This window comes from Pseudomonas sp. HT11 (assembly GCF_044875395.1).
In the GTDB taxonomy this organism is placed as follows: Bacteria; Pseudomonadota; Gammaproteobacteria; order Pseudomonadales; family Pseudomonadaceae; genus Aquipseudomonas.
Genome location: NZ_CP173217.1, coordinates 3382448 through 3406218, shown reverse-complemented (window position 1 = coordinate 3406218; position 23771 = coordinate 3382448). Strand labels below are relative to the sequence as shown.

At 61.4% G+C, this 23771-nt stretch carries 27 protein-coding genes and 3 pseudogenes; 16 read left to right on the top strand and 14 right to left on the bottom strand.

Annotated features, from left to right (window positions below):
• The first annotated feature begins 3 nt into the window (after positions 1–3).
• Entirely contained in the window at positions 4–825 is an 822-nt protein-coding gene (locus ABWL43_RS15755) for a helix-turn-helix domain-containing protein (RefSeq protein WP_145161142.1), read from the top strand.
• 117 nt (positions 826–942) lie between these two features.
• Positions 943–1068 (top strand): annotated as a pseudogene (locus ABWL43_RS15750) (AraC family transcriptional regulator); the annotation flags it as partial.
• Here ABWL43_RS15750 and ABWL43_RS15745 read toward each other — a convergent pair.
• Positions 1043–1549: a GAF domain-containing protein gene (locus ABWL43_RS15745; RefSeq protein WP_404483054.1), complete on the bottom strand. Its 507-nt coding sequence runs from the start codon at positions 1547–1549 to the stop codon at positions 1043–1045. The pseudogene ABWL43_RS15750 and the gene ABWL43_RS15745 sit on opposite strands and share 26 nt — an antisense overlap.
• 52 nt (positions 1550–1601) lie before the next feature.
• The gene (gene proP, locus ABWL43_RS15740) at positions 1602–3104 is read right to left on the bottom strand and encodes a glycine betaine/L-proline transporter ProP (protein WP_145161138.1); all 1503 of its coding nucleotides are present in this window, start codon (positions 3102–3104) and stop codon (positions 1602–1604) included.
• Between the two features lie 153 nt (positions 3105–3257).
• On the opposite strand from proP, the gene ABWL43_RS15735 reads away from it, so the two are divergent.
• Together ABWL43_RS15735 and ABWL43_RS15730 are read left to right on the top strand one after the other, a co-directional pair.
• The gene (locus ABWL43_RS15735) at positions 3258–3788 is read left to right on the top strand and encodes a GNAT family N-acetyltransferase (protein ID WP_404483053.1); all 531 of its coding nucleotides are present in this window, start codon (positions 3258–3260) and stop codon (positions 3786–3788) included.
• A gap of 143 nt (positions 3789–3931) precedes the next feature.
• Positions 3932–5335: an MFS transporter gene (locus ABWL43_RS15730; protein WP_262210987.1), complete on the top strand. Its 1404-nt coding sequence runs from the start codon at positions 3932–3934 to the stop codon at positions 5333–5335.
• 39 nt (positions 5336–5374) lie between these two features.
• Here ABWL43_RS15730 and ABWL43_RS15725 read toward each other — a convergent pair whose 3' ends face one another.
• Both ABWL43_RS15725 and ABWL43_RS15720 read right to left on the bottom strand, forming a co-directional pair.
• Positions 5375–6292, bottom strand: a complete 918-nt coding sequence (locus ABWL43_RS15725) for a GNAT family N-acetyltransferase (RefSeq protein ID WP_404483052.1) — start codon at positions 6290–6292, stop codon at positions 5375–5377.
• Between the two features lie 119 nt (positions 6293–6411).
• On the bottom strand, positions 6412–7434 hold the full coding sequence (locus tag ABWL43_RS15720) for a DMT family transporter (RefSeq protein WP_404483051.1): 1023 nt from the start codon (positions 7432–7434) through the stop codon (positions 6412–6414).
• Positions 7435–7526: 92 nt separating this feature from the next.
• Here ABWL43_RS15720 and ABWL43_RS15715 point away from each other — a divergent pair, with 92 nt between their 5' ends.
• On the top strand, positions 7527–8435 hold the full coding sequence (locus ABWL43_RS15715; RefSeq protein ID WP_124417657.1) for a LysR substrate-binding domain-containing protein: 909 nt from the start codon (positions 7527–7529) through the stop codon (positions 8433–8435).
• A gap of 30 nt (positions 8436–8465) precedes the next feature.
• On the opposite strand, the gene ABWL43_RS15710 is transcribed toward ABWL43_RS15715, so the two are convergent.
• The 3 genes from ABWL43_RS15710 to ABWL43_RS15700 form a co-directional block, all read right to left on the bottom strand.
• The gene (locus ABWL43_RS15710) at positions 8466–9758 is read right to left on the bottom strand and encodes a sorbosone dehydrogenase family protein (protein WP_145161130.1); all 1293 of its coding nucleotides are present in this window, start codon (positions 9756–9758) and stop codon (positions 8466–8468) included.
• A complete protein-coding gene (locus ABWL43_RS15705) occupies positions 9755–10180 on the bottom strand; it encodes a DUF2231 domain-containing protein (protein WP_106579007.1) in 426 nt (141 codons plus the stop codon). The genes ABWL43_RS15710 and ABWL43_RS15705 overlap by 4 nt, the downstream gene beginning before the upstream one ends.
• An 87-nt stretch (positions 10181–10267) precedes the next feature.
• On the bottom strand, positions 10268–10591 hold the full coding sequence (locus ABWL43_RS15700) for a hypothetical protein (protein ID WP_404483050.1): 324 nt from the start codon (positions 10589–10591) through the stop codon (positions 10268–10270).
• Between the two features lie 253 nt (positions 10592–10844).
• Between ABWL43_RS15700 and uvsE the strand changes: the two genes are divergently transcribed.
• The 4 genes and pseudogenes from uvsE to ABWL43_RS15680 form a co-directional block, all read left to right on the top strand.
• Positions 10845–11873 carry a UV DNA damage repair endonuclease UvsE gene (gene uvsE / locus ABWL43_RS15695; RefSeq protein ID WP_404483049.1) on the top strand — a complete coding sequence of 343 codons (1029 nt, stop codon included), beginning with the start codon at positions 10845–10847 and terminating at the stop codon, positions 11871–11873.
• 40 nt (positions 11874–11913) lie between these two features.
• On the top strand, positions 11914–12393 hold the full coding sequence (locus tag ABWL43_RS15690) for an AAA family ATPase (protein WP_369303106.1): 480 nt from the start codon (positions 11914–11916) through the stop codon (positions 12391–12393).
• Positions 12390–13148 carry a nucleotidyltransferase domain-containing protein gene (locus ABWL43_RS15685; protein WP_404483048.1) on the top strand — a complete coding sequence of 253 codons (759 nt, stop codon included), beginning with the start codon at positions 12390–12392 and terminating at the stop codon, positions 13146–13148. The genes ABWL43_RS15690 and ABWL43_RS15685 overlap by 4 nt, the downstream gene beginning before the upstream one ends.
• A gap of 122 nt (positions 13149–13270) precedes the next feature.
• Positions 13271–13375 (top strand): annotated as a pseudogene (locus ABWL43_RS15680) (alpha/beta hydrolase); the annotation flags it as partial.
• Here the strand turns inward: ABWL43_RS15680 and ABWL43_RS15675 are convergent.
• Together ABWL43_RS15675 and ABWL43_RS15670 are read right to left on the bottom strand one after the other, a co-directional pair.
• Complete coding sequence (locus ABWL43_RS15675) at positions 13372–14139, bottom strand: methyl-accepting chemotaxis protein (RefSeq protein ID WP_370004774.1); 768 nt, start codon at positions 14137–14139, stop codon at positions 13372–13374. The pseudogene ABWL43_RS15680 and the gene ABWL43_RS15675 sit on opposite strands and share 4 nt — an antisense overlap.
• 87 nt (positions 14140–14226) lie before the next feature.
• Positions 14227–15231, bottom strand: a pseudogene (locus tag ABWL43_RS15670) (cache domain-containing protein); the annotation flags it as partial.
• A gap of 256 nt (positions 15232–15487) precedes the next feature.
• On the opposite strand from ABWL43_RS15670, the gene ABWL43_RS15665 reads away from it, so the two are divergent.
• Entirely contained in the window at positions 15488–15688 is a 201-nt protein-coding gene (locus ABWL43_RS15665; protein WP_404483046.1) for a hypothetical protein, read from the top strand.
• Here ABWL43_RS15665 and ABWL43_RS15660 read toward each other — a convergent pair.
• Positions 15680–16147 (bottom strand): MarR family winged helix-turn-helix transcriptional regulator, encoded by a 468-nt coding sequence (locus ABWL43_RS15660; protein ID WP_145161118.1) that lies wholly within the window; start codon positions 16145–16147, stop codon positions 15680–15682. The genes ABWL43_RS15665 and ABWL43_RS15660 overlap by 9 nt on opposite strands.
• 79 nt (positions 16148–16226) lie before the next feature.
• Between ABWL43_RS15660 and ABWL43_RS15655 the strand changes: the two genes are divergently transcribed.
• Positions 16227–17729, top strand: coding sequence for an FAD-dependent oxidoreductase (locus ABWL43_RS15655; RefSeq protein WP_404483045.1), 1503 nt, complete (start codon positions 16227–16229; stop codon positions 17727–17729).
• 10 nt (positions 17730–17739) lie between these two features.
• On the opposite strand, the gene ABWL43_RS15650 is transcribed toward ABWL43_RS15655, so the two are convergent.
• A complete protein-coding gene (locus ABWL43_RS15650) occupies positions 17740–18420 on the bottom strand; it encodes an aspartate/glutamate racemase family protein (protein WP_404483044.1) in 681 nt (226 codons plus the stop codon).
• 137 nt (positions 18421–18557) lie between these two features.
• Between ABWL43_RS15650 and ABWL43_RS15645 the strand changes: the two genes are divergently transcribed.
• Entirely contained in the window at positions 18558–19004 is a 447-nt protein-coding gene (locus ABWL43_RS15645) for an HIT family protein (RefSeq protein WP_404483043.1), read from the top strand.
• Entirely contained in the window at positions 19004–19450 is a 447-nt protein-coding gene (locus tag ABWL43_RS15640; protein WP_262211053.1) for a VOC family protein, read from the top strand. Before ABWL43_RS15645 ends, ABWL43_RS15640 begins: the two co-directional genes overlap by 1 nt.
• 8 nt (positions 19451–19458) lie before the next feature.
• On the opposite strand, the gene ABWL43_RS15635 is transcribed toward ABWL43_RS15640, so the two are convergent.
• Entirely contained in the window at positions 19459–20325 is an 867-nt protein-coding gene (locus tag ABWL43_RS15635) for an aldo/keto reductase family oxidoreductase (protein ID WP_404483042.1), read from the bottom strand.
• Positions 20326–20397: 72 nt separating this feature from the next.
• Between ABWL43_RS15635 and ABWL43_RS15630 the strand changes: the two genes are divergently transcribed.
• Together ABWL43_RS15630 and ABWL43_RS15625 are read left to right on the top strand one after the other, a co-directional pair.
• On the top strand, positions 20398–21042 hold the full coding sequence (locus ABWL43_RS15630) for a TetR/AcrR family transcriptional regulator (RefSeq protein ID WP_145161110.1): 645 nt from the start codon (positions 20398–20400) through the stop codon (positions 21040–21042).
• 5 nt (positions 21043–21047) lie between these two features.
• Positions 21048–21503 carry an NUDIX hydrolase gene (locus tag ABWL43_RS15625; protein ID WP_404483041.1) on the top strand — a complete coding sequence of 152 codons (456 nt, stop codon included), beginning with the start codon at positions 21048–21050 and terminating at the stop codon, positions 21501–21503.
• On the opposite strand, the gene ABWL43_RS15620 is transcribed toward ABWL43_RS15625, so the two are convergent.
• Positions 21500–22060, bottom strand: a complete 561-nt coding sequence (locus tag ABWL43_RS15620) for a cysteine hydrolase family protein (RefSeq protein WP_242198190.1) — start codon at positions 22058–22060, stop codon at positions 21500–21502. The two genes, ABWL43_RS15625 and ABWL43_RS15620, sit on opposite strands and share 4 nt — an antisense overlap.
• Positions 22061–22271: 211 nt before the next feature.
• Between ABWL43_RS15620 and ABWL43_RS15615 the strand changes: the two genes are divergently transcribed.
• Positions 22272–22439, top strand: coding sequence for a hypothetical protein (locus ABWL43_RS15615; RefSeq protein ID WP_404483040.1), 168 nt, complete (start codon positions 22272–22274; stop codon positions 22437–22439).
• Between the two features lie 5 nt (positions 22440–22444).
• On the opposite strand, the gene ABWL43_RS15610 is transcribed toward ABWL43_RS15615, so the two are convergent.
• Complete coding sequence (locus tag ABWL43_RS15610; RefSeq protein WP_404483039.1) at positions 22445–23758, bottom strand: NAD(P)/FAD-dependent oxidoreductase; 1314 nt, start codon at positions 23756–23758, stop codon at positions 22445–22447.
• Positions 23759–23771 lie beyond the last annotated feature (13 nt).

Below are 23771 nucleotides of genomic sequence, written 5' to 3'. Positions count from 1 at the left end.
AAAATGCCTGTCTCGCGTAATTCGGGCGCCAACCATCGCAAAAAGGGCGAAATCATCAAACCACTGGATGTATTTCTGCGGGAGATCGACGAGGGCGACTGGGCTGTCATCAGTTCTGCGACCGATTACCCCGAAAACTGGGTGATCCCCGACCACAGTCACGAAAAGCATCAACTGTTGTACGCCGTCGAAGGCGTGATGGTGGTGTATTCGGCGTTGAACCAATGGACGGTGCCGCCCAATCGCGGGTTCTGGATGCCCAGCGGGCAAGTGCATTCGCTGCGTTGCGTGGGCACGTTGAAGATGCGCAGCGTGTTTGTGCGCCCGGACTGTTTCCCCAACCTGCCGAGCGAGCCCAAGACCGTCAGTGTGTCGCCGTTGTTGAGCGAGCTGATCAAAGCCTCGGTGAGTTTGAAGCCGCCGTACGCCGAGGACTCGCGCGAGGCGAGGATCATGCACCTGATCCTCGACGAACTCGCGATCCTGCCGGCCTTGCCGCTGTCACTGCCCCAGCCGGCCGACCTGCGCATCAACCGTATCTGCCAGGCGCTGCAGCAGGAACCGGGTGATGCCTCGACGGTCGCCGATTGGAGTGATCGCCTGGACCTGGACCAGAAAACCATCCAGCGCCTGTTCCGCAAGGAAACCGGCCTGACCTTCGGCCAATGGCGCCAGCAGGCGCGGTTGCTGCTGGCGCTGGAGCGCATTGCGGTGGGGGAGAAGATCATCGATGTGGCCATCGAGCTGGGCTATGAAAGCCCAAGCGCGTTCACCAGCATGTTCAAGAAACAGTTTGGCAAAACCCCGAGTCAGTTTTTCAGGTAGCGCTGGGGGGCATTTAGGTCGCTGTGGCACGCCGCGAGGCCAGGTAAGCCAGATACCCAGGGTGGCACCTGAGTCGATTGCCCATTGGAAAGCCAAATCCACCAGCCTACCGGCGCTGTGGGCTATGAAAACCCTTCACAGTTCAGTCGCGAGTACAGCCGATTGTTTGGCATGCCGCCAAAGCGCGATAGTGCGGCACGGCGGGGCAGGGCCGTGGTTACTGATCAGCTGTTGTCAGGTTAGCGAAGAAAATACAGCCAATCAGCCGGGCAAACAGGCTCAGGGTTTCCGTCAGGTTGGGGTCGTCAAACAGCATTGCCCGTGAGTCCAGTGCACACAGCGCGCCGAACAGGCGGCCGTCGGGCAGAAAGATCGGCGCACCGGCGTAACTTTCGATGGCGTACTGCTTGACCACCGGGCGGGTGGCGAAGCGGCCATTCTGGCTGATTTGCGGAATGAACAGTGCCTGCGGGTCGACGCAGAATTCACTGCACAAGGTAGTTTCCAGATCGAGTACGTCGTCGACATGAATCCCCATGTGCAGCGGGTCATGGACCGAGCACACCACCCATTTCAGGTCAGTGAATTTGGCAATGCCGGCAAAGCGCATGCCGGTCAGGCGGGTTACCAGTTGCAGGATGCTGGTAGTGGCTTCGATTTCGGCGATGGCGGCGCGTTCGTCCGCGCTGAGTAACGAGTGGGCTGCGGTGACGCTTGGAACCATGCTTGGGCACTCCAGTGGCGTGGCGGCGGGGGCCACCACGCATGGTCAGGTATCAGTTGATTCGCGGATGCTGTTGCACCAGGTTCTGGCGCTTGGCTTCCAGGGCGGCAATTTCGGCATCGATGTCTTCGATCTTCTGCTCGATATTGTCATGGTGCTCTTGCAGTATTTCCTTGGCTTCTTCCATATCGGACGCTGCTGGCGCCGCGCCGCGCAACGGCTTGTTCGCGGTTTCCTTCATGGTCAGGCCGGTAATCAGGCCGACCACCGCAAACACCATCAGGTAGTAAGCGGGCATGTACAGGTTGTTGGTGCTTTCCACCAGCCAGGCCACCGCGGTGGGTGTGAGGCCGGCGATCAGTACCGAGACGTTGAACGCGCTGGCCAGCGCACTATAGCGAATGTGGGTCGGGAACATAGCCGGCAGCGTCGAGGCCATCACGCCGATAAAGAAGTTCAACACCACGGCCAGAATCAACAGACCGGCGAAAATCAGGCCGATTTTACCGCTGGTAATCAACATAAACGCCGGGATAGACAGCAACAGCAGCCCGACGCTGCCGGCGATGATGAAGGGTTTACGGCCAATCTTGTCGCTGACAAAACCGATGAACGGCTGCACGAACAGCATGCCGACCATGATGGCGATGATGATCAGCACGCCGCTGTTTTCTTTGTAATGCAGGTTGTGCGACAGGTAGCTCGGCATATAGGTGAGCAACATGTAGTACGTCACGTTGGTGGCCGCGACGATACCGATGCAGGTCAGCAGGCTGCGCCAGTGCTGGGTAGCCACCTCTTTGAACGACACCTTGGGACCGTGGGTCAGGCCCTGGCGGTCGCCTTGTTCAAGTTTGTCCATGTGCTGCTGGAACGCCGGGGTTTCTTCCAGCGCGTGACGCAGGTACAAACCGATGATGCCCAAAGGCAGGGCGAGGAAGAACGGCAGACGCCAGCCCCACGCCTCGAAATCGGCTTCACCGAGGATTGTCGAAATCAGCACCACCACACCGGCGCCGAGCACGAAACCGGCAATCGAACCAAAATCCAGCCAGCTGCCGAGGAACCCGCGTTTACGGTCCGGGGCGTACTCGGCGACGAAGATCGAGGCGCCGGTGTACTCACCGCCTACCGAGAACCCTTGGGCCATTTTGCACAGCAACAGCAGGATCGGTGCCCAGATGCCAATCGAGGCATACCCGGGAATCAGGCCGATGGCAAAGGTGCTCAAGGACATGATGACGATGGTTGCGGCGAGGACTTTCTGCCGTCCGTATTTGTCGCCCAGCGCACCGAAGAACAGGCCACCCAGCGGGCGAATCAGGAAGGGCACCGAGAAGGTGGCCAAGGCGGCAATCATTTGCACGCTCGGTGAGGCATCCGGGAAGAACACCTTGCCGAGCACATAGGCGACGAAACCGTAGACACCAAAGTCGAACCACTCCATGGCGTTACCCAGGGCGGCGGCGGTAATCGCCTTGCGCACCTTGGCATCGTCGACGATGGTGATGTCTTTCAATCCGATGGGTTTGACGCTTTTCTTACGTAATTTCATGCGGGCCACTCTAAAACAGAACAGGGGAGGTGCCATCGTTGCGATGGCACCGCTCTGTCAGTTCAGATACAAGCGGACATGAAATAATTCACCGCTATTTACCTTTTTTTGCAGATGAATTGAACTTCACGACCTGACTAGGGAATTATCAGAATGCCCGTCACCGCCTCACGCCTGATCTATCGCACGCCAGAGCCCAGCGATGTGCACCGATTGTTCGCGATCTTCGGCGACCCGCAGACAAACCTGTTCAACCCGAGTGGCCCAATGGCCAGCCTCGACGACGCGCAGCGCCTGCTCAACCACTGGCTCGAACAATGGGCCAGCCAGGGCTACGGCTGGTGGGCCATTGCCCGTCGCGAGGCGCCCGATCACCTGATCGGCTTTGGCGGCGTGGCGCCGCTCAATTACCTGACCGAGCGGCGCATCAACCTGGGCTATCGCTTCGCGGTCGATGCCTGGGGGCAGGGCTATGCCACCGAGCTAGGCCACGACGCGCTGACGATGGCGTTTCAAACGCTGGGACTACCTCAGGTATTCGGGCTGGTGCGACCGGATCACGCCGCGTCGATCCGTGTGTTGGAGAAGCTCGGCATGCAGCCCTTCGGCCTGCTTGATGATGTGCCCGGCAAAGCACCCAGTCGGGTATTCAGGATTTGTCATCCTACAACTGCGCGTAGTTAAGCATTTTCAGATCTGCTTAATCCCTGGTTAAAAGGCAATTCTGGAGATTGACACCGGGTAGGCGGCCCGATATAAAAGTCACAGTTGTACGACGACATATGACGTTGCATATGTCTTATCTAACAAAAATAAAAAGTGATGCCATGAATTTGAATGAGCCCATCAACGCCCATCGCGTCGGCACGGCCGTCGGCAACTATCGCTGGACCATCTGCGCGATGTTGTTCTTTGCCACTACCGTCAACTACCTCGACCGCCAAGTCCTCAGCCTTCTGGCGCCGCAGTTGTCGACGCAATTTGGCTGGAGCAACACGGACTACGCCAACATCGCGGCGGTGTTCCAGTTTGTCTACGCGATTTCCATGCTGTTTGCCGGACGCTTTGTCGACAAGATCGGCACCAAGGCCGCCTACGTGGTGGCGATTGGCATTTGGTCCACCGGCGCCATCCTGCATGCGTTCTCGGTGCCGATGGGTGAGGGCATCGCTGCGGTGAGCGGCGCTATCGGCCTGGCGGTGATTCCGGTGTCGATTGCCGGTTTCATGCTGTCGCGCGCCGTGCTGGCGATTGGCGAGGCGGGCAACTTCCCCATCGCGATCAAGGCCACTGCCGAATACTTCCCGAAAAAAGAACGCTCGCTGGCCACCGGTATCTTCAACTCCGGCGCTAACGTGGGGGCGATCCTGGCGCCGATCTGCGTGCCCTTGATTGCCGGCATCTGGGGCTGGGAAGCGGCCTTTATGGTCATCGGCATGTTGGGCTTTGTCTGGGTGGCGGTGTGGGCGGCGGTTTACGAAAAACCGGAGCAGCAAAAACGCTTGTCGGCCGAAGAGCTGGCTTACATCCGTAGCGACCAGACGGTGCAGCCGTTCACGCCAGAACCTGCGGGTGCTGTTGCGAAAAAAGTCTCGTGGTTCAAACTGCTGACCTACCGCCAGACCTGGGCATTTGCCTTCGGCAAGTTCATGACTGACGGCGTGTGGTGGTTCTTCCTGTTCTGGCTGCCCACTTACCTGTCGGCGCAATACGGCATGAAAGGCGCGGACATCGTGATGCCGCTGGCCGTGCTGTACAGCATGACCATGGTCGGCAGTATCGGCGGCGGCTGGTTCCCCAGCTACTTCATGGCCCGTGGCGATGCACCCTACGACGGGCGCATGAAAGCCATGCTGGTGATCGCGCTGTTCCCGCTGGTGGTGTTGCTGGCGCAGCCCTTTGGCTACCTGAGCTTCTGGGTGCCGGTGCTGCTGATCGGTGTGGGCGCCTCGGCGCACCAAGCGTGGTCGTGCAACATCTTCACTACCGTGTCCGATATGTTCCCGCAAAAAACCGTCGCCTCGGTGGTTGGCATCGGCGGCATGGCCGGGGGCTTGGGCGGTGTGGTGATGACCAAGATCGGTGGCTGGGTGTTCGACTACTACAAGTCCATCAACGACATCCACACCGGCTACATGATCATGTTTGCGATCTGTGCCCTGGCCTACCTGGTGGCGTGGAGCGTGATGAAGGCGCTGGTGCCGCGCCATAAAGAAATCACTGACCTCTAACCGCGCAAACGCCCGCGCTGGCGACAGCGCGGGAACGCCTTACAGCTCGCGGGCCCAGGTTTCACTGATCAACGATTTGCCAAAGCTCACCGTCGCTTCTTCGTCTACCAGGCGGAAGCCGGCTTTCTGATACAGCTTGCGTGCATCGGTCAGCGCGTCGACCGTCCACAACAGCATGCTTTTGTAACCGGCATTGCGCGCAAAACGCAGGCATTCCTCCACCAGTCGCTGACCGATGCCCATGCCCCGTGCACTGGCGTCCACGTAGAGCATGCGCAGCTTGGCGGTGGTTTCGTCATGGCGCACCACGAAGATTGACCCCACCACTTCGCCGTCCTTTTCGGCGATCCAGCAGCGCTCGGCGCTCGGGTCGAATTCGCGCAAATACTTGGCGACAATCTCCGACACCAACGCTTCAAACTCCCAATTCCAGTGGTACTCACGCGCATACAGCGCCGATTGCTGTTGCACCACCCGGCCCATGTCGCCGGGCTGCGGGTCGCGCAGCAGGTAACTTGGTGTGCCGCCTTGCAACAGTGTCTGGATACGCTGCATCGACGCCGTAAGTTGCTGCTGTTGCTGCTCGGGCAAGGCTTCGAGCAAGGCGATGACTTCCTGTTGGGTCTGGTTTTCCAGCGGCGCCAGCACTGATCGACCAAGGTCACTGAGGTGCAGTTGCACCGCACGCGCATCGGTGACGGAGCGAACTTTCTGGACCAGACCTTTCTTTTCGAAGCCGCTGATCAGCCGGCTCAGGTAGCCCGCATCAAGGCCGAGCATCTGGCACAGGTCGGCGCTGGTCAGGTCGCCACGGGAGGAGAGTTCGTACATCACGCGGATTTCGGTCAGCGAGAAATCGCTTTGCAGCAAGTGTTCCTGCAGCACGCCGATCTGATGGGTGTAAAAACGGTTGAAACCGCGAATGATCGCGGCGCGTTCGACAAGGGTCGTGGTCATGGCAGTGCTCGGTTGGTTGCCTCAAGCAAATATATAGTTGCCTAAGGCAATCAAGTCAACCGTTTTAACGCCCGACGATCGCTCTTCGCTGCTTTCACCAGATAGCCAGGCCGTGACACTCAAAGGTCGCGGTGGGTGCAAGTGAGCCGATGCTGTGGGTCATCCTCGGCGCTCTCGTCAGTGTTGGGCGTTGCGGTAGGCTTTGTGCCGGTCAGGATAATACCCACCGCCATGACCACGCCGATCAGCACCGCCGCGAGGCCGGTGGCTTCCATCCACGAAGGGCCGCGACCGTGAAACCACAGGCCGAGCAGGGTCGCAAAGAGTGATTCGAGGGCAATCAATTGGCCGCTGAGCACCATCGGCAGTCGTCGGGTGGCAGCATTCCAGGCCCAGGCGCCGACCACCGTGGACATCAGCGCGATGATCAGGCTCCAGGCATACAGTGCACCGGCCTGGGCGAGGCCAAATCCCAGGGTTGGCAGGCGCAGCAGGTTGAATACACAGAGCAACGGCAGCAGGCAAAGGGCAGTGCCGCCGGCCCCCACCAGCATCAACGCGGTCCACAGGCCGGTGGCGGTTGCTGGAAGGGTGGTCAGGTGTTTTTGATTGATCACACTGAACCCCAGCCACAAGGCAACGGCGCTGAACGAAAAAAACACACCGGCCAGCCACGAAACGGTACTCAACGCCGGCTGGTGCAGGCTGCTGATGTTCGACAGCAAAAGCCCCAGCGTCAGGCACGCTAAAGGCGCCGCCAGCCGGCCCCACGCCACGGTCTTGTTCCGGGCATTGCCAACCAGGGCCAGTAGCACTGGCACCATGCCGACACACGCGGGCGTCAATACCGGGCCGCCCAACATCACGCCTGCGCCGATGCACACGCCGTACGCCAGGCAACCTGCCGCGCCGAGCGCTGCGGCCAGCCAGCATTGCCTTGGGCTGAGCCATTTCAGTTGGGCCCGGCACAGGATCACTCCGCCCACGCCCAGTACGCCGACCCCCAGAAACCGTACGGCCATCAGGTCATAGAGGCTGTAGTCACCAGTGACATAAGGGGCGATGAAGTTCAGCGCCCAGCCCAATGTGGCGACACACGCGAGCAGCACGCCAACAAAAAAAGAGGTTCGTAGTGAGGTCATCCGAGGCATCCGTGAAGTCATGGATGAATGGTGCACACCCGCCGGGCTGTGCTACAAACGAGTTCTCGGCCCCGGATGCATAACCTCAGATTATGAATACGCTTGGTAAAAACCTGCCGCCGCTCGCCAGCCTGCTACCGTTTGAAGCGGCAGCCCGCCTGGAGAGTTTCTCCAGGGCGGCGGATGAGCTGCACATCACTCAGGCGGCGGTCAGCCGGCAAATTCGTGGGCTGGAAGACAACCTCGGGGTGAAGCTGTTTTATCGACGTAATCGTGCGGTTTTCCTGACCCAGGAAGGGCGTGAATTGGGCCAGGTGGTCAGCCAGGCGCTGCACAGCATCAGTGACGGCGCTGCGGGTTTGCGCGCGTCCACGGCCCAGCGTCGTGTGGTGCTGCTCTGCCAGCTCTGCGAGGCGTTTTATTGGCTGATGCCACGTCTGTCGACGTTTCACCAGCAATACCCGCACATCGAAATCCAGGTGGTGACCTCGACCCGGCCCCTCACGGAGTTCAAGGACCACTTCGACGTGGCCCTGCAAAGTACCCGACGCCCCAGTGGCGCCCACCCGTTGATGCTCACCGCCTCTGACGAGGTATTTCCGGTCTGCAGTCCTGCGTACCTGAACGCTGAACACCCCTTACCACTCACCGAATTGCACGCCCACACGTTTTTGCACCACAGCGCCGCGCCACCGCATTTGATGGAGTGGGACGAGTGGTTGCAGGCATTCGGTCAGGTCTTGGCCGCGGATGCGCGTGGCGCCACCTTCGATAGCTACCCGTTGATGTTGCAGGCCGCTGTGGAAGGGCACGGTATCGCCATGGGCTGGCGTCGCACCGCCAGCCGTTTGATTGAAAGTGGGGCGCTGGTAAGACCCTGCGCCGAGAGCGTGCAGCTACCCGAGGCGATTTCGGTCTACAGGCAGCAAGGCGCAGGCCCGCGCAGCGAAGTTGCGGCGCTGCTGGCCTGGCTTGAAATGCAATTGCACGGTGAGGGCTGACAGGGGCGAATCGCCCCTGTCATGCACGGGCTAGCGATTACGTGTTACGCGCCAAATGGTATTGGCCAGGTCGTCGGCGATGATCAGCGCACCTTTGGGGTCCACCGTCACGCCTACTGGGCGCCCACGCGTCTTGCCGTCATCGCCACGAAAACCGGTGGCAAAATCAATCGGTTCACCCGCCGGTTTGCCATTGCTGAAGGGCACGAAGATCACTTTGTAGCCCACCGGGTTATCGCGGTTCCAGCTGCCGTGCTCGCCGACAAACGCACCGTCGGCGAATTTCTCACCCATCGCAGGGCTGGAAAAGTCCACACCCAACGCTGCAACGTGGGAGCCCAGGCTGTAATCGGGCTTGATGGCGGCGGCGACTTTCGCCGGGTTCTGCGGTTGCGCGCGTGGGTCGACGTTCTGGCCCCAGTAGCTGTAGGGCCAGCCATAGAAGGCGCCTTCACGCACCGAGGTCAGGTAGTCGGGCACCAGGTCCGGGCCGAGTTCATCGCGCTCGTTGGCCACCGCCCACAATTGCCCGGAGCCGGGTTGAATCGTGAGCGCGGTCGGGTTGCGAATGCCGGTGGCGTAGGGTTTGTGCGCGCCGGTGGCGGCGTCGATCTGCCAGACCATCGCCCGGTCGATTTCGACTTCCATGCCGCGCTCGGTGATGTTGCTGTTGGAGCCGATGCCCACGTACAGCTGGCGCCCGTCCTCACTCACCGCCAGGGACTTGGTCCAGTGATGGTTGATCTGCGCCGGCAGGTCGGTGATTGTGGTGGGCGGGCCACTGGCTTTGGTCTGGCCGTCGGCGTAGTCAAAACGCACCAGCGCGTCCTGGTTGGCGACGTAGAGTTTGCCGTCGGCGTAGGCCAGGCCATAAGGCGCGTTGAGGTTGTCGGCAAATACCGTTTTCAATTCATAGGTGCCGTCACCGTCGGCGTCGCGCAGCAGCGTCAGGCGGTTGCCGCCCTTGACCTTGGTGTTGCCCTCGGCCTTGATCACGCTGGCGATCACGTCCTTGGGCTTGAGCTTGGCCGCGCTGCCGCCACGGCCTTCGGCGACGAGGATGTCGCCGTTGGGCAGCACCAGGGTCTGGCGCGGGATAGCCAGGTCGGTGGCAATGGCGGTAACGCTGTAGCCCTCGGGCACCTTGGGTTTCTGCTCGCCCCAGGGCGCGGGCTCGGCAATTTTCATGCTCGGCAACAGACTGCTTTGTTGCTCGGGCAATTTCGGGTCGGGGCCGCGGGCCTGGGTTTTGTCGCCTTCGCCACCACAGGCGGTCAGCAACAGGGCGGCGCTCAATACGCTCAGGGTGTGGAATGGTTTCATTGGGCAACTCCCGAGCGCAGGTTAGTCAGGCCGATCCACGTTGCGGCGATGGCCAGCACCGTGACGATCACCGACAGGATCAGGCCGCCAGGCATCATCGCGTAGGCGTCCTTGGCGTGCTGAAAGGCGTTGACCAGCCCCAGCACCCACGTCGCCAACAGCAGCAGGAAATAAGCCGCGGGGCGCCCGGCCTTGCGTTCGGCGCGCAGCAGGTTGACCAGCGCAAACAACAGCGCAAAGCCACTGAACACCAACGCGCCGGCGATCAGCCAGGACGCAAAGTTGGCCCACTGGATCTGGTAGGTCTGGCCGTAGGCAATGTCACTGAGCAAGGCACCCAAAAACAATGGCACGGCGCCGGCCAGCAAGATCGAGTGCAGCGGGCCAGGTCGGACGGTGGGATAGGCGGGGAGGGTAGTCATGCGGTGGCGGCTCCTTATCGTTCAGCACCCTGGGATCAGGGCACGGTGACTTCGCATAGGAAAGGAGCCTGGCATTTGTAAGAAAGTTCAGTGGGGCTTCGTGTCGAGATGTTTTTCAAACCACGCCGCATACGGCGTATTGGCCACCCGGTAACGGTTGTAGTCCGGGCTGCCATCACGCCACCACACCGGACCACGCTCACCGAGTGCGACCTTGGCCTGCTGCACCTGCTGGCGCGCCGCGCGCAATTGGCCGGCGTCGCCGTTGGCCTTGGCCGACTTGACGGCGCGGCGCGCGTCCATCAAAGCGTTGACCCAGCGCTGTCGCGTGGCTTCATCCAGCTCGGGGTTGGTGCAACGCCACAGCTGACCCTTGACCACAAAGTAGCGCCCGTCGGGGGTGCTAAGCATGGTGCCAGCGCAGGACGCGCAACAGGCCCCACGTCATGGAAAACACAATTGCCATCCAGCCGGCAAACAGGCTGCAGAGTGTCATTGCAAGGTTCATCATCACCTCCATTGCGTTATCGTTCCTTATAGGTGACCGCCAGGTGAAACCGGGATTCAACTTGATTCACGCACGACGCGGGTTGAATGAACCCTTAGCGGCGCCATGCGCCTAACATTCTGTTGCCCTCACGCTCACTCATTACCTGGCCTTTCCATGACCCATCCTCGCATCGGCTTTGCCTGCCAGTACAAGCACCCTGAACGCCTGCCGTCAGCCAGTGCGCTCAAGTTAATCGAAGGCCCCTACAACCCGCGTACCACCACTTTGCGCTGGATGGAGAGCGTCGAACCTCAGGTCGCGCGCAGCAAATTGGTCGAGGTGGTGACCCACAACCTCGCAGCGCAATTGCGCCTGCTGGCGTATGTCGCCGAGCTGCCTGCGACGCTGCGCATGCTGCGCTTGAGCAGTGACCTGCTGCCGTTCTACAGCCACCCGAAAGTGGCAGATGTCTACAAAGACCCGGCCCTTGTGCGTCAGTTGAGCGAGGGGTTCGCCGCCATCGGCGACCTGGCTCGCGCCTCGGATATCCGTTTGTCCTTTCACCCTGGGCAATATTGCGTGCTGGGCTCGGACAACCCAGGCGTGGTGGAAAACAGCGTGGCCGAGTTCGAATACCACGCCGACATGATCCGCATGATGGGCTACGGCCGCCGCTTTCAGGACCTCAAGTGCAACGTCCACATCGCCGGCCGCTTGGGCGTTGAAGGCACCCGCGCGGTGTGGTCACGCTTGTCCGAGGTGGCGCGTAACTGCATCACCTTTGAAAACGACGAAAAAACCTACGGCCTGGACCACTGTCTGCAAGTCGCCGACCTGGCACCGGTGGTGCTGGACATTCATCACTGCTGGATCAACGAAGACGAATACATCGACCCCGATTCGCCACGGGTTGCCCGCGTCATCGAAAGCTGGCGCGGCGTACGCCCGACGATGCATTACTCCCAGCCCCAGGAAAGCCTGCAAGCGCTGGGGTTTGATGCTGAGCACAAGCTGGAAATGGACGCGCTCCTGAAGATGGTCGCCAAGCGCGATCTGTACGCGCACAGCGCGCAAATGTGGAACCGCTGGACCAATGACTACGCGCTGCAGTTTCTTGAGCGCTTCGACATCATGCTGGAGGCCAAAGACAAGAACGTCGCGGCGCTGGCATTTTATGAGTATTGGCAACGTCGTTCGGCGTGAAAAATGGCATGCTGCGTGGCCCGACATAAGGAACCGTTCCATGCCAACCCTGCATCTGTTGTGCGGCAAGATTGCCTCCGGCAAATCCACCCTGGCTCAAACCCTGGCCGCCGAGCACGCCGCCCTGGTGCTCAGCGAAGACCAGTGGCTGGCGCAGCTCTATCCGGGTGAGATTCTGTCGATTGCCGATTACCTGCGCTGCGCCCAGCGTGTTCGCGCGGTAGTGGGGCCGTTGGTGATCAATCTGTTGAAATCAGGCATCAATGTGGTGCTTGATTTCCCGGCGAACACACTGGCCAACCGTGAGTGGTTGCTGGGCCTGGCGCAAGCGGCTCAAGCGCCGCACCGCCTGCATTACCTGGAACTGGACGACGCCACCTGCCGCGCCCGCTTGCATGCGCGCAATGCTCAGGGTGAGCATGATTTTGCCGCCACGGACGCCGAGTTCGACCTGATCACGCGCCATTTCTGTGTGCCCAGTGAGTCGGAAGGCTTGGTGATTGAGGTGCATCGCCCATGAGCGCGCCTCCAGGTGTCGATGCCAATGGCTGTGTGCTGAGCATTGGCGATGTGCCCATTCAAGCTCAATTCCAACCGCTGCTGGCCGATGTGCGCGAGTCTCTGGCAGGCTCAGGGCTGGGCTTGCACAGCCTTTACCTCTACGGCAGTGTAGCGAGGGGCGATGCCAGCCCAGGCGAGTCCGACCTTGATGTGACGCTGGTGCTGACTGATCCGCCGGATGCGCACGTACTCGAGGCGTTGGAGCAGCTGCGCCAGGCCCTGGAGCAACGGCACGAGGTGGTGAGCAAGATCGACTTCGACATCGGCCACCGCGCCGCGGTGCTGGCGCCCGAGAACCGCAACCGCTGGGGCTTCTGGCTCAAGCACCATTGCCGTTGCGTGTGGGGCGATGATCTGTCGCTGCGCTTCGAGCCGTTTCGGCCCTCACGTGACATCGCCTTGGCGCTCAATGGTGACTTCGAGCCGGTGTTGAGCGGCTACCTCACACGCATCGAACACGCCAGCACGGTACCCGAGCGACTTCGCCTGCAACGCGAAGCGGCGCGCAAGTTGATTCGGGCGACGCACACGTTGCGCATGGCAGACGCGTCAGGCTGGCCGCAAACCCTGGAAGAGCATGTGGCTTTGTTCGTGCAGCATTACCCGTCGATGCGTGTCCAGATCGCCTACTTTTTGTTTGAGGCGCGTAACCCGAGTGCCGAATGCGCGGCGTTTTCCACGCGCCTGCAGGCCTTTGTCAGCTGGATGGTTTAACTGCAGGCTAGATAGGTATATTGGCGCTGAGCCTATGATCAACTTTCGCCTGATTCGCCACCTCTGGCTGTTCCTTGCCGTGGCCGAAGAACAGCATTTCGGCCGCGCAGCCAAGCGTCTATGGCGTGCGGCTGGCGCTGATTGCCCAGTGCGGGCACTTCCCGATGTATTCCAACCCGGCGGCGATGTGGCAACAGATTGCAGACTTCCAGCGCCGCACGCTTTAGGACTTGAAGCGTCCCACCAAGGCGTTCAACTCATCCGACAAACCTGCCAATCGCCCCGAATCATCCTGAGCTGAGTTGGCCAGGCTTTCGACCAATCGCGCCTCGTCGTAGATCTGCTGGATGTGCCGGTTGATCTCTTCGGCGACGCTGTGTTGCTCCTCGGCGGCGGCGGAAATCTGCAGGTTCTGGTCGCGGATTTCATTCACCGACAGCTGAATGCCCTCAAAGCTGTCTCGCGCGCTTTCAATCGACGACACGCTGGCGCGTGACAGGTCCAGGCAACTGCTCATCTTCTGCGTGACTTCCTCGGTCTTGCTGCCCAGGGTGCCGAGCAGTTGCTCGATCTCGCCAGTGGAGTCCGAAGTGCGCTTGGCCAACGCGCGTACCTCATCGGCCACCACGGCAAACCCACGGCCTTGATCACCGGCGCGGGCCGCTTCGATCGCCGCGTTGAGCGCCAGCAGGTTGGTCTGTTCGGCGATGGCGCGAATGGTGCCGAGGATCTGGTTGATGCTGCGGCTGCCGGCTTCCAGCTCGACCATCGCCTGGGACGACTCGGTCAGGCGGCGGCCCAGGCGATTGACGTTATCGGTGGTGACTTCGATCTGTTGCTTGCCCTCGGCCACGCGGCGATGGCCGTTCTCGGCCGACTCGGCAGCGCCACTGCAGGAGCGCGCGACCTCGTTGGCGGTGGCGACCATTTCGTTGAACGCAGTGGACACCAGTTCCACCGCCTCACGCTGGCGTCCAGCGGCGTCGTTCATGTTGTGCGCCACCTGGCTGTTGACCCGTGACGCGTCCTGCAAGTTGGTCGAGGCCGCGCCGATATGCTGGATCAGCTGACGGATAGCGGCGAGAAACTTATTGAACCAGCCAGCCAGTTCGGCGGTTTCATCCTTGCCCTGCACCTGCAATTCATGGCGCAGATCGCCTTCACCTTGGGCAATGGATTGCAAACCGGTGCTGACCTGGCCGATCGGTTTGACGATCACCTTGGAAAACGCCGCTGCAATCAGCCCGAAGATCAACACCAGCACCGCCACAATGGCTGCGGTCAGGTACGTCATGCGCGTGGCAGCCGCCATCACCTCGTTGTATTCGATCAGCCCGACGTAGCGCCAGCCGAGGCCGGGCGAGGTCCAGACGTTGGCCATGTAGCGCACGCCGTCGATGACCACCTCGGTGGAACCCTGGGCCGTTTCGGCCAGATGCGCGTAAGGCGCGCCAAGCGCTTTGAGCGGCTTGAAGTTGTGCGCGGCATCGCGCGGGTCGACCAGCACCACGCCGTCTTCGATCAGCATCACGTAGCCGCTTTCACCCAGCTTGATGCTCTTGAGCAATTCGGTGAGGTTCTTCAGCGACACACTCACCACGAACACGCCCTTGGCCTTACCGGTGGTGTCCAGCAGCGCGCGCGCGGTGCCCACCAGGGCCACGTCATCCTTGTCGTAATAGTAAGCAGGGGTGCGCACGGTTTTGTTGGGGCTGGCCATCGCGGCCTTGTACCAGGGGCGGGTACGCGGGTCGTACTGGGACAGTTGCGGGTCATCGGGCCATTTGGCGTAGGTGCCGTCTTCCAGGCCGATGGACAAAATGGCCGCCGAAGGGTGGGTGGCGCCGAAGCGCGCGAATTGGTCGATGACCTGCTGAGCCTGGGCCGGCAGCGGTTGGCTGGCCGCATTGGCAGGCCGGTAATCCTTGAGCGTGTTCAGCGAAGTGTATACAGGATCAGCGGACATCTGATCGACGTTTTGCAAGGTGCCATCGAAGAATTGCCGGATGTTGCCATCGATCTGGCGTATTTCACGGGTGCTGCCGTCGATGAATTGCTCCACCGCCTGGGTTCGTGTGTTCATCACGCAGATCAGCGCGACCAGGCTGACCGGGATAAAGGCCACGGAGACGAACGCGAGTACCAGCTTATTTTTTATCTTCATCGAGACGACCATCGGCAGGGAGGGCGACCAAATCATCGTCTCTATCAGCGAGACGGCGATTTGCTATCACTGCTTGTTTCGGCTCGGAGGCGGTAAATCTTTAGAAATATTTTGTGTACAACAAAAATAGCTTTTGTTCTGGGATTGCGAGCGGCAGCGCCCGCTCACTCGATTGATGGCGTGTAGCTATCTGCTGGCCGCGCCGGGCTGGGTGCGCACGCGAATGGGCGGCCCCGGTGCGCCGCTCGAAATCGGCGAAAGCAGCCCGCTGGTGGTGGACATCGTGGAAGCACGTCGGTGTGCCGGGCCTGACCTTCACGGCTCGGCACGGCGTGACGTTACCCTGGTGACCCTTGCCCGTGGGGTGTCAGCGTAGACCTTTGGTTGCCCGTATCGAGTCGTCCTTGATGTCCTCGGCGAATTTACGCATCAGGCGTACCAGGTTTTCGAAATCGCCTTCCTCCCAGGTCGAGAAGATCGACACGCCCATGCGCTCGCGGGCGTCATCCACGCGGTCGGTCATGGCTTTGCCTTTTTCGGTGATGACTGACTCGCGTACACGCCGGTCCACGGCGCTTTCCTGGCGCAGGATCAGGCCAAGGCTTTCCAGTTTCGCCACTTGGCGGCTCACGGTGGTGTAGTCGCGGCCCACGCGGTCGGCCAGCTCGACCACGCCAATCGGGCCCAACCGTTCAACCAGTACCAGCAGCGGAAACAGCGCGCGGTCCAGGGAAATCCCGGCCTCGCGCACCATTGCTTCGTCACGCTGGGGGCGGTTCATCACCCCAACGATCTCCACGAGCGAGCCGTGCAAGTCACGCAGTTGTGCGCTCATATGTGCGTTTTGCACGCTTTTTGTTGACACTGTGTTTCTCCGTCATAATATGTGCGTATTGCACATATAGGTGATCCGTATGAACAAGCGATGCGCTGTCGATGTAGTGATTTGCGGTGCCGGTGCGGCCGGCCTGACCCTGGCGATCGACTTGGCGCGACGGGGTATCACGTTCCGCCTGGTCGAGAAAAACGCCGAGCCTTTTCACGGCTCACGTGGCAAGGGCATTCAGCCGCGGTCACAGGAAATTTTCGAAGACCTCGGGATTCTGGATCGCCTGTTCGCTGTGGGTGGAGTCTATCCGACTGAGCGGCGCTACCGCGACGATGGCAGCTACACCGATGCCGATTCCATCGAGCGCAACGCCTCGACGGCGGCCGAGCCGTATCAACAACCGTTGATGGTGCCGCAATTTCTGACCGAGCGCGTGATGCGCGAACGCTTGCTCGAGCTAGGGCACCGGCCGGAGTTTGGTTGCGAACTGGTGGGATTCGAGCAGGATGACGAGGGCGTCAGCGTACAGCTGGCCAGCGCGGCAGGTACGCAATCGGTGCGCGCGCGCTGGCTGGTGGGCGCCGATGGCGGCCGCAGTTTTGTGCGTCATGCCCTTGAAATCGGCTTTCCGGGTAAGACGCTGGGCGCGCGTGCGCTGGTCGCCGATGTGCAGTTGTCAGGGCTTACGCGCGGCTGCTGGCACCGCTTCGGCGAAGGCGACCTGCTACGACAGGTCGCCGTGTGCCCTCTGGCGGGCACCGAGCTGTTCCAGATTCAGGCGCCGATTGCGCTCCAGGCTCAGGTCGACCTCAGCGCACAAGGGCTGACGGCCTTCATCGCAAAGCGTACCGGGCGCGATGACATCCAAGTGCACGCCGTGTCCTGGGCGTCGGCCTACAGCATGAATGCCCGCTTGGCCGATCACTACCGCGTCGGGCAGGTGTTTTTGGTCGGCGACGCTGCGCACATTCATCCACCCACTGGCGGCCAGGGGCTCAATACCAGCGTGCAGGATGCCTACAACCTGGGCTGGAAACTGGCGGCGGTGGCCAACGGTGCACCTGAGACGTTGCTCGACACTTATGAACAAGAGCGGCGCCCGATAGCCGCTGCGGTGCTGGGCTTGTCGACCCAGTTGCTCCAGGGCATGCAACGCGGCGACATGCGCCGGGGCAGGGAAGTGCATCAACTCGACCTGGGCTACCCGCAATCGTCACTTGCGCTGGGGCACGCCGAACGCGTCGGCACCCGTGCGCCGGATGCGCGACTGCGCGGCGCCGGTGGGCAATCACTGCGCCTGTTTGATCTGTTCAAGGGGCCGCATTGGACACTTCTGGGATACGGCGTTACACCCGGCTTGGTGTCGCCTCGGGCCGGGCTGCATATCCACCTCATCGGCGCACACGGTGAGCTAATCGATGACCAGGGGCAGTTTCAAGACGCATACGAACTGGCGCCTGGCGAGTGGGTGCTGGTGCGTCCGGATGGCTATATCGGCGCGATTGTTTCGTCAGGCAGTATCGAATCCTTGGAGGCGTATTTGTTGCAGGTCGGACTTTCGCCGGTGCTGCTGGAAAAGGCTTGCTGACCGCCGCCAGTCATCGACCCTTGAGGATGGTCTGCAGGGCGGCGCTCAGGCCTGCCGTCGGGCTGTTGAGGGGCGGCGGCCCTGCGGTGACCCGCGCGGCGGCGCCACTCATGGAGGCCTGGGCCAGTGCGACAGTGGAGGCACCATCCCTATAGGCGCGGTCTGCCGCGTTCGCAATCACGGCCAGGTAGCCGTCGAGATCGCCTGCCTTAAACAGCGCCCACGCGCCTGGCACCCATTGCACATCCACCGACGCGCTGGTGAATTGCGCGGCCTGCTGGAACAGGCGAGTGGTGGGTTCCAGTGTCGTTTCCACGGCGCACAGGACGGCAATGTTGCCGCCTGCCTGAGCCGCCGCGAAGGCCAGTGCTTGGTCAGTTCGTAAAATGGCGGCGCCTGGCGAAAGCCCGTCGACCACCGGGCCCAACGTCGAGCAGGTGAGCACCACGGCGTCGGCCTCAAGCGAGAGCAGGCGCAGCGCCGAGGCGGTTGCGTTGGCAATGTCCACGGTCAGGCCACCGGCCTGTTCGGCGGCGGCGAGCAAGTCTGCGCGCACTTCATGCTGCAGAACATTGGGCGCGATCCCCAGCCTTTCTGCGGCGGCATCGAAGACCCTGATATTGCTGGAAGCGGTATGCAGGCAAGTAATTCGCATCGGGTTATTCCACGTCGGCTGCGCTGCAATGTCCATCGGAGTCACTCGTCCGTCGGCATGCCGTGCACCCGTTCGGTTGCTGGGCTGACAGGGTTAGCCCGGCCAATGTTTGCATGGATGCGTCTGGTTCACATAGCCTGCTGCTTTCTTCCCCGCGTCATTAAGGACAATGCATGTCGCTGATTTCACACCGCGTAGAACGGGCCCGCAAGGGTGCCAACGACAAGGTTATCTGCCGCATGGCCTCGGGTTGGGCGGTCATGGGCGACGTACAGTTTTTGCCAGGTTACTGCCTGCTGCTGCCCGATCCCGTGGTCGCCAGCCTCAATGACCTGGACGCCAACGCGCGCGCTACCTACCTGCTCGACATGGCGCGCATCGGCGATGCCCTGTTGGCCGCCACCGATGCGTTGCGCATTAATTACGAGATTCTGGGAAACTCGGAACCGCAGTTGCACAGCCATATTTTCCCTCGCTACGCCACGGAGCCGGACGACAAGCGCGCGATGCCCGTATGGTTCTACGACTGGAAAACGGCACCGCCTTACGCTGAAGAGCAGCACGGTGACCTGCGCAAGAAGCTCGCGCAGTTGCTGACCTCCACACTGGACGCAGGATGATGATGCAAAGAAATAAGCTGGTCCCGGAATTGATGGTCACTGACCTGAATGCCAGCCTCGAATTCTGGGTGTCATGGGTAGGCTTTAACGTGGCTTACCAACGCTTGGACGAAGGGTTTGCCTACCTGGACCTCAACGGCGCGCAGGTGATGCTCGAGCAAATCGACCCGCGCGCCAATCAATGGCAAACGGCGGCATTGGACCTGCCGTTGGGGCGCGGTATGAATCTGCAGATTGATGTCGCGGCGGTAGGTCCGGTGATTGAGCGGCTGGATGCTGCGGCGTATCCCGTGTTCAAGCCCTGCAAGGATGTTTGGTACAGGGCCGGTGAGGTCGAGGTCGGGCAGCGTGAGTTTCTTGTGCAGGACCCGGACGGCTATTTGGTCAGGCTGGTCGAACGACTTGGTGAAAGGGCACGCCGGCTCGATGACGGGGTGCCCACATAGCGCGTGGTTCAGTGCGCGATGGCATTCAGCTCAGCGACAGTCTCATCGGTCAATGCCAGTTCGCCCACCGCCAGGTTTTCATGCAAGTGCGCCACCGACGAGGTGCCGGGAATCAGCAGAATGTTCGGTGAGCGGCGTAGCAGCCACGCCAGCGCCAGCTGCTTGGGCGTCACGCCCAGCCGCTCTGCCACACGCGTCAGTGTCGATGACTGCACCGGCGTAAAACCACCCAGTGGGAAGAACGGCACGTAGGCAATGCCTTGCTGTGCCAGCTCGTCGATCAGGGCGTTATCGTGCTGGTGCGCGATGTTGTACAGGTTCTGCACGCACACGAACTTAACGATGTTGCGCGCCTCGGCCACCTGCGTCGGCGTCACGTTGCTGATGCCGATATGGCGCACCAGGCCTTGCTGTTGCAGTTCTGCCAGCGCGGTCAGTGGCGCTTCGTTCGAGCCTTCGCCGGGGCCCATCAGGTTGTGGGACGCGCGGAAATTGACCACGTCCAGTACATCCAGGCCCAGGTTGCGCAGGTTGTCATGCACGGCCTGTATCAGCGCTTCCCTGGAAGGCGCGGCGTGCCAGCCACCTTCGCTGTCACGGCGGGCGCCGATCTTGGTGACGAGGGTGAGGTCATCGCGGTAAGGGTGCAGCGCCTCGCGAATCAGCTGATTGGTGATATGCGGCCCGTAGAAGTCGCTGGTGTCGATGTGGTTCACGCCGGCTTCGACGGCCTCGCGCAGTACAGCCAGCGCGGCCGCTCGGTCCTTGGGCGGGCCGAATACGCCCGGGCCTGCCAATTGCATTGCGCCGTAACCGATGCGGTTCACCTGGCGGTCGCCCAATGTGAATGTGCCGCTGTTTGCCAAGCCCGTCATAGCCGTCACCCTTGCTTCATCTGAGTAAGGCTCTAATATGAAGGATCCTTCAGATTTTGGAATTCGCATTCCATGAGCGCCGTCAAAGTCACCTTAAAGCCAAGAAAATCAGCGGTTCAGGCGCGCTCAGTCGCCACCGTCGAGGCACTGCACACCGCAACACTTCAGGTTTTGACCCAGCAGGGCCTGATCCGCTGCACCACCACCCGAGTGGCTGAGCGCGCCGGCATGTCGGTGGGCAGCCTCTACCAGTACTACCCCAACCGCGACGCGCTGCTTGCCGCCGTACTGCAAAAACACCTCGAGTGGGTGGCCGAGGCGGTCGAGTTGGCGTGCGGCCGGCACCAGGGCAGGCCGGTGGCGGAAATGGCGTGCGGCCTGGTCAGCGCGCTGGTCACCGCCAAGTTGCGCGACCAGGGTATTTCCAAGGCGTTGTATGCCATTGCGGGCGAGCGGGGCGGTGCCGAATTGGTCGCGCGCATCAATAAGCGCATGGTTGCGGTGATCGCCGCCATGCTGGAGACGGCGCCGGATGCGCATTTCGAAGACCCGATCCTGACCGCCGGGATTTCCCTGAGCGCTATCGTCGGCCCGGTACGGACCCTGCTCGAAGGCAACGCATCGCCCGCGTTCGAAGCCGGACTTGAGCAGCAGACCACGCTGCTGTTACGGGGCTATCTGCAAGCCCATCAGCACCCGGTTTCAAACAAGGAATAAAGCGAATGCGCGAGCGCAAGGCATCACGATTGTTGGTGATAAACCCGGCGGGCGAAGTCCTGCTGTTCAGGTTTGTGCATAAAGACGGCGCCCTGGCCGGCCGGGATTACTGGGCCACGCCCGGCGGCGGCGTCGAGGCGGGCGAAACCTTCCACGCGGCAGCCATCCGTGAACTGCGCGAGGAGACGGGCATTGTGGTCAGCGCTGTTCAAGCGCCTGTGGCACAACGCAGCTTTGAGTTGATGCTGCCCAGCGGTGAAACGGTATTAGCGATTGAGCACTACTTTATCGTTCACGTCGCGAGCGAGGCGGTGTCCAGGGCAGAGTGGACGCCGCAAGAGACGCAGGTGATGGCCGACCATCACTGGTGGTCCGCTCAGGCGTTGCGATCGACCAAGGACACGGTATGGCCCCAGGGACTGGTTGAAATGCTGGTGAACGCGGGCATTTTTGCCGCTTAAGCAGCGGCAAGAATATCGAGTGTTTGCATGACCCTGGCGTAGTCCATCGCCAAGTTACTCAGCGACAGCGCATGCACATCCTCGGCAGGCCAGAGCCGCCCCGACAAGTCGGTTTGATCGAATGTATAGCAAGCGTCTGAAGCCACGATCACGTCAAAACCCAGGTTGCCGGCGGACCGCGCCGTAGACTCGACGGAATTGTTGGTGATCACGCCGACGATCACCAACTGCCTGATCGCGCGCATCTGCAGCCAGCGCTCCAGGCCGGTGACCGCGAACGCATCCGGCACGTTTTTCTCCAGCACCTGCTCATGCGCGAGCGGGGCCAGCGCTTCCTGGAATTCACAGCCTGGCTGGCCTGGCCAAAAGACCGAGCCGGGGGTGCGCGACATATGCCGGACATGCACGACCGGACGTTGCGACTGCCGCCAGGCGCCCAGAAGCTGCTGCATGTGCAACTCGGCCTCTGGGTTGTTGCGGCGCCCAAGCTTGGGATGGTGCATGCCCTGTTGCATGTCGATGATTACCAATGCTGCGTTTGTCGCTAACGGTTCCATGGCCCATCCTTTTGCTGATCTGGAGCGAACATATCAGCGATTGCAGGCATGCCAACAGGGATTTGTTCGAACCCGGCGCTGTTTGCCCTTACACTGCGGCCCCCAATTTCAGCAAGGATGCTCTGGATGCGCGCTACTGGCAGACATCACCCTCACCCTCAAGAACGCCGCGAGCGCAAAAGAGACCGCGACGGCGCACTATACGGTGCCGATGGAAACCGAAAACCTGATCATCGTGCGCGAGCCGCTGGCGTCGCAGCGCGTTGGTCCGTACCACATCCAACGGGTGAAAAACTTCGCGGTGATCGAACATAACTCGGCGCCGGACAGCCCGGATTACTTCACGGGCCTGTACCGCAAGCAGCCCGCTCAACCCTGAGTGGGTCAGCGCAGCTTCTCGAGCATCTGGTAGTACCACATGCCCACCGCCAGCATCGGGTTGCCGAACACATCGCCCAGCGGCACCTTGATGTGTGTGCAGCCGGCAAAGGTGTCGTACTTTGCCAGCGTGCCGGTCAGCGCTTCGGCCATGATCTCGCCCATGATGTGGCTGGTGGCGATGCCATGCCCCGAGTAACCCTGGCAGTACCAGACATTCTCTGAGAGCTTGCCCAGCTGCGGGATGCGATTGATCACAATGCCCATCGCACAACTCCACTGGAACTCGATGTCTACCCCCCTCAATGCGGGAAACGTACGCTCGATGCATGGGCGCAACTCCGCAGCGATGTCGCGTGAGTCGCGCCCGGAATAGTTCGCGCCGCCACCGAACAGCAAACGACCATCGCCCGTCAGGCGGTAGTAGTCGAGCACGAACCGGCAGTCGTACACCGCCAGGTCCTGTGGGTTGATCTGCTGCGCCAGCGTGCCCAGCGGCGCGGTTGTGACAATGCCGCCCATGGCCGGGAAGATTTTGCCCTTGAGCTGTTTGGGTTCGAGCCTGTGGTACACGTCGCCGGCCAGCAGCACCTGGCGCGCGTCGATGCGGCCAAGGGCAGTGATCACGGCAGGCCGGTCGCCATGCACGATTTCCAGCACTTCGGAATTCTCAAAAATCAACGTGCCCAGGCTGTGCGCCGCGCGGGCTTCGCCCAGGCACAGGTTCAGTGGATGCACGTGCAGGTTGCGCGTGTTTTTTAGCGCACCGAGGTACAGCGGGCTGTCCAGATGCTGACGCATGGCGGCCTGATCGAGCAGACTGACCTGATCGCCCATGCCGCGCCGTTGTGCTTCATCGTGGAAAGCACGCAGTTCGCTCAGGTGCGAGGGCTTCATCGCCGCATGCAAGTGGCCGTGCTTGAGGTCGCAGTCGATTGCGTACCTGTTCACGCGTTGCTCGATGATCTCGTGGCCACGCCAGCGCAGGTGCCAGATGAAGTCGTCGACCTGCGTGCCCAGGCGGCTGCGCATTTGCTCGCGCATGGCCTCGTCGCCCGACAGGCTGCCGGTGACTTGCCCGCCATTGCGCCCACTGGCGCCCCAGCCGATCCGATTGGTTTCGACAATCGCGACCTTGAGCCCGCGTTCAGCCAGCTCGACGGCACTGGCAACGCCGGTGAAGCCGCCGCCGATAATCACCACGTCAACGCTGACCTGGCCTTGCAGGGTCGGGTACTGGGTAGCGTCGTTGAGGCTGGCGGTGTAGTACGAAGCGCTGCGCTGGGCAGCACCGATGACAGGGCGCATGGCTGCGGTCATGGAATGATCCTTC

Bases quoted from the DNA above. Each gene is read 5' to 3' on its own strand.
- ABWL43_RS15665 (WP_404483046.1), top strand. From the start codon at position 15,488: ATGGCGTGTAGCTATCTGCTGGCCGCGCCGGGCTGGGTGCGCACGCGA.
- ABWL43_RS15635 (WP_404483042.1), bottom strand. From the start codon at position 20,325: ATGACGGGCTTGGCAAACAGCGGCACATTCACATTGGGCGACCGCCAG.
- ABWL43_RS15645 (WP_404483043.1), top strand. From the start codon at position 18,558: ATGTCGCTGATTTCACACCGCGTAGAACGGGCCCGCAAGGGTGCCAAC.
- ABWL43_RS15745 (WP_404483054.1), bottom strand. From the start codon at position 1,549: ATGGTTCCAAGCGTCACCGCAGCCCACTCGTTACTCAGCGCGGACGAA.
- ABWL43_RS15700 (WP_404483050.1), bottom strand. From the start codon at position 10,591: ATGCTTAGCACCCCCGACGGGCGCTACTTTGTGGTCAAGGGTCAGCTG.
- ABWL43_RS15650 (WP_404483044.1), bottom strand. From the start codon at position 18,420: ATGGACATTGCAGCGCAGCCGACGTGGAATAACCCGATGCGAATTACT.
- ABWL43_RS15630 (WP_145161110.1), top strand. From the start codon at position 20,398: ATGAGCGCCGTCAAAGTCACCTTAAAGCCAAGAAAATCAGCGGTTCAG.
- ABWL43_RS15715 (WP_124417657.1), top strand. From the start codon at position 7,527: ATGAATACGCTTGGTAAAAACCTGCCGCCGCTCGCCAGCCTGCTACCG.
- ABWL43_RS15720 (WP_404483051.1), bottom strand. From the start codon at position 7,434: ATGACCTCACTACGAACCTCTTTTTTTGTTGGCGTGCTGCTCGCGTGT.
- ABWL43_RS15755 (WP_145161142.1), top strand. From the start codon at position 4: ATGCCTGTCTCGCGTAATTCGGGCGCCAACCATCGCAAAAAGGGCGAA.
- ABWL43_RS15730 (WP_262210987.1), top strand. From the start codon at position 3,932: ATGAATTTGAATGAGCCCATCAACGCCCATCGCGTCGGCACGGCCGTC.
- ABWL43_RS15685 (WP_404483048.1), top strand. From the start codon at position 12,390: ATGAGCGCGCCTCCAGGTGTCGATGCCAATGGCTGTGTGCTGAGCATT.
- ABWL43_RS15690 (WP_369303106.1), top strand. From the start codon at position 11,914: ATGCCAACCCTGCATCTGTTGTGCGGCAAGATTGCCTCCGGCAAATCC.
- ABWL43_RS15705 (WP_106579007.1), bottom strand. From the start codon at position 10,180: ATGACTACCCTCCCCGCCTATCCCACCGTCCGACCTGGCCCGCTGCAC.
- ABWL43_RS15660 (WP_145161118.1), bottom strand. From the start codon at position 16,147: ATGAGCGCACAACTGCGTGACTTGCACGGCTCGCTCGTGGAGATCGTT.
- ABWL43_RS15655 (WP_404483045.1), top strand. From the start codon at position 16,227: ATGAACAAGCGATGCGCTGTCGATGTAGTGATTTGCGGTGCCGGTGCG.
- uvsE (WP_404483049.1), top strand. From the start codon at position 10,845: ATGACCCATCCTCGCATCGGCTTTGCCTGCCAGTACAAGCACCCTGAA.
- ABWL43_RS15725 (WP_404483052.1), bottom strand. From the start codon at position 6,292: ATGACCACGACCCTTGTCGAACGCGCCGCGATCATTCGCGGTTTCAAC.
- ABWL43_RS15615 (WP_404483040.1), top strand. From the start codon at position 22,272: ATGGAAACCGAAAACCTGATCATCGTGCGCGAGCCGCTGGCGTCGCAG.
- ABWL43_RS15610 (WP_404483039.1), bottom strand. From the start codon at position 23,758: ATGACCGCAGCCATGCGCCCTGTCATCGGTGCTGCCCAGCGCAGCGCT.
- ABWL43_RS15640 (WP_262211053.1), top strand. From the start codon at position 19,004: ATGATGCAAAGAAATAAGCTGGTCCCGGAATTGATGGTCACTGACCTG.
- ABWL43_RS15735 (WP_404483053.1), top strand. From the start codon at position 3,258: ATGCCCGTCACCGCCTCACGCCTGATCTATCGCACGCCAGAGCCCAGC.
- ABWL43_RS15620 (WP_242198190.1), bottom strand. From the start codon at position 22,060: ATGGAACCGTTAGCGACAAACGCAGCATTGGTAATCATCGACATGCAA.
- ABWL43_RS15625 (WP_404483041.1), top strand. From the start codon at position 21,048: ATGCGCGAGCGCAAGGCATCACGATTGTTGGTGATAAACCCGGCGGGC.
- ABWL43_RS15710 (WP_145161130.1), bottom strand. From the start codon at position 9,758: ATGAAACCATTCCACACCCTGAGCGTATTGAGCGCCGCCCTGTTGCTG.
- ABWL43_RS15675 (WP_370004774.1), bottom strand. From the start codon at position 14,139: ATGAACGACGCCGCTGGACGCCAGCGTGAGGCGGTGGAACTGGTGTCC.
- proP (WP_145161138.1), bottom strand. From the start codon at position 3,104: ATGAAATTACGTAAGAAAAGCGTCAAACCCATCGGATTGAAAGACATC.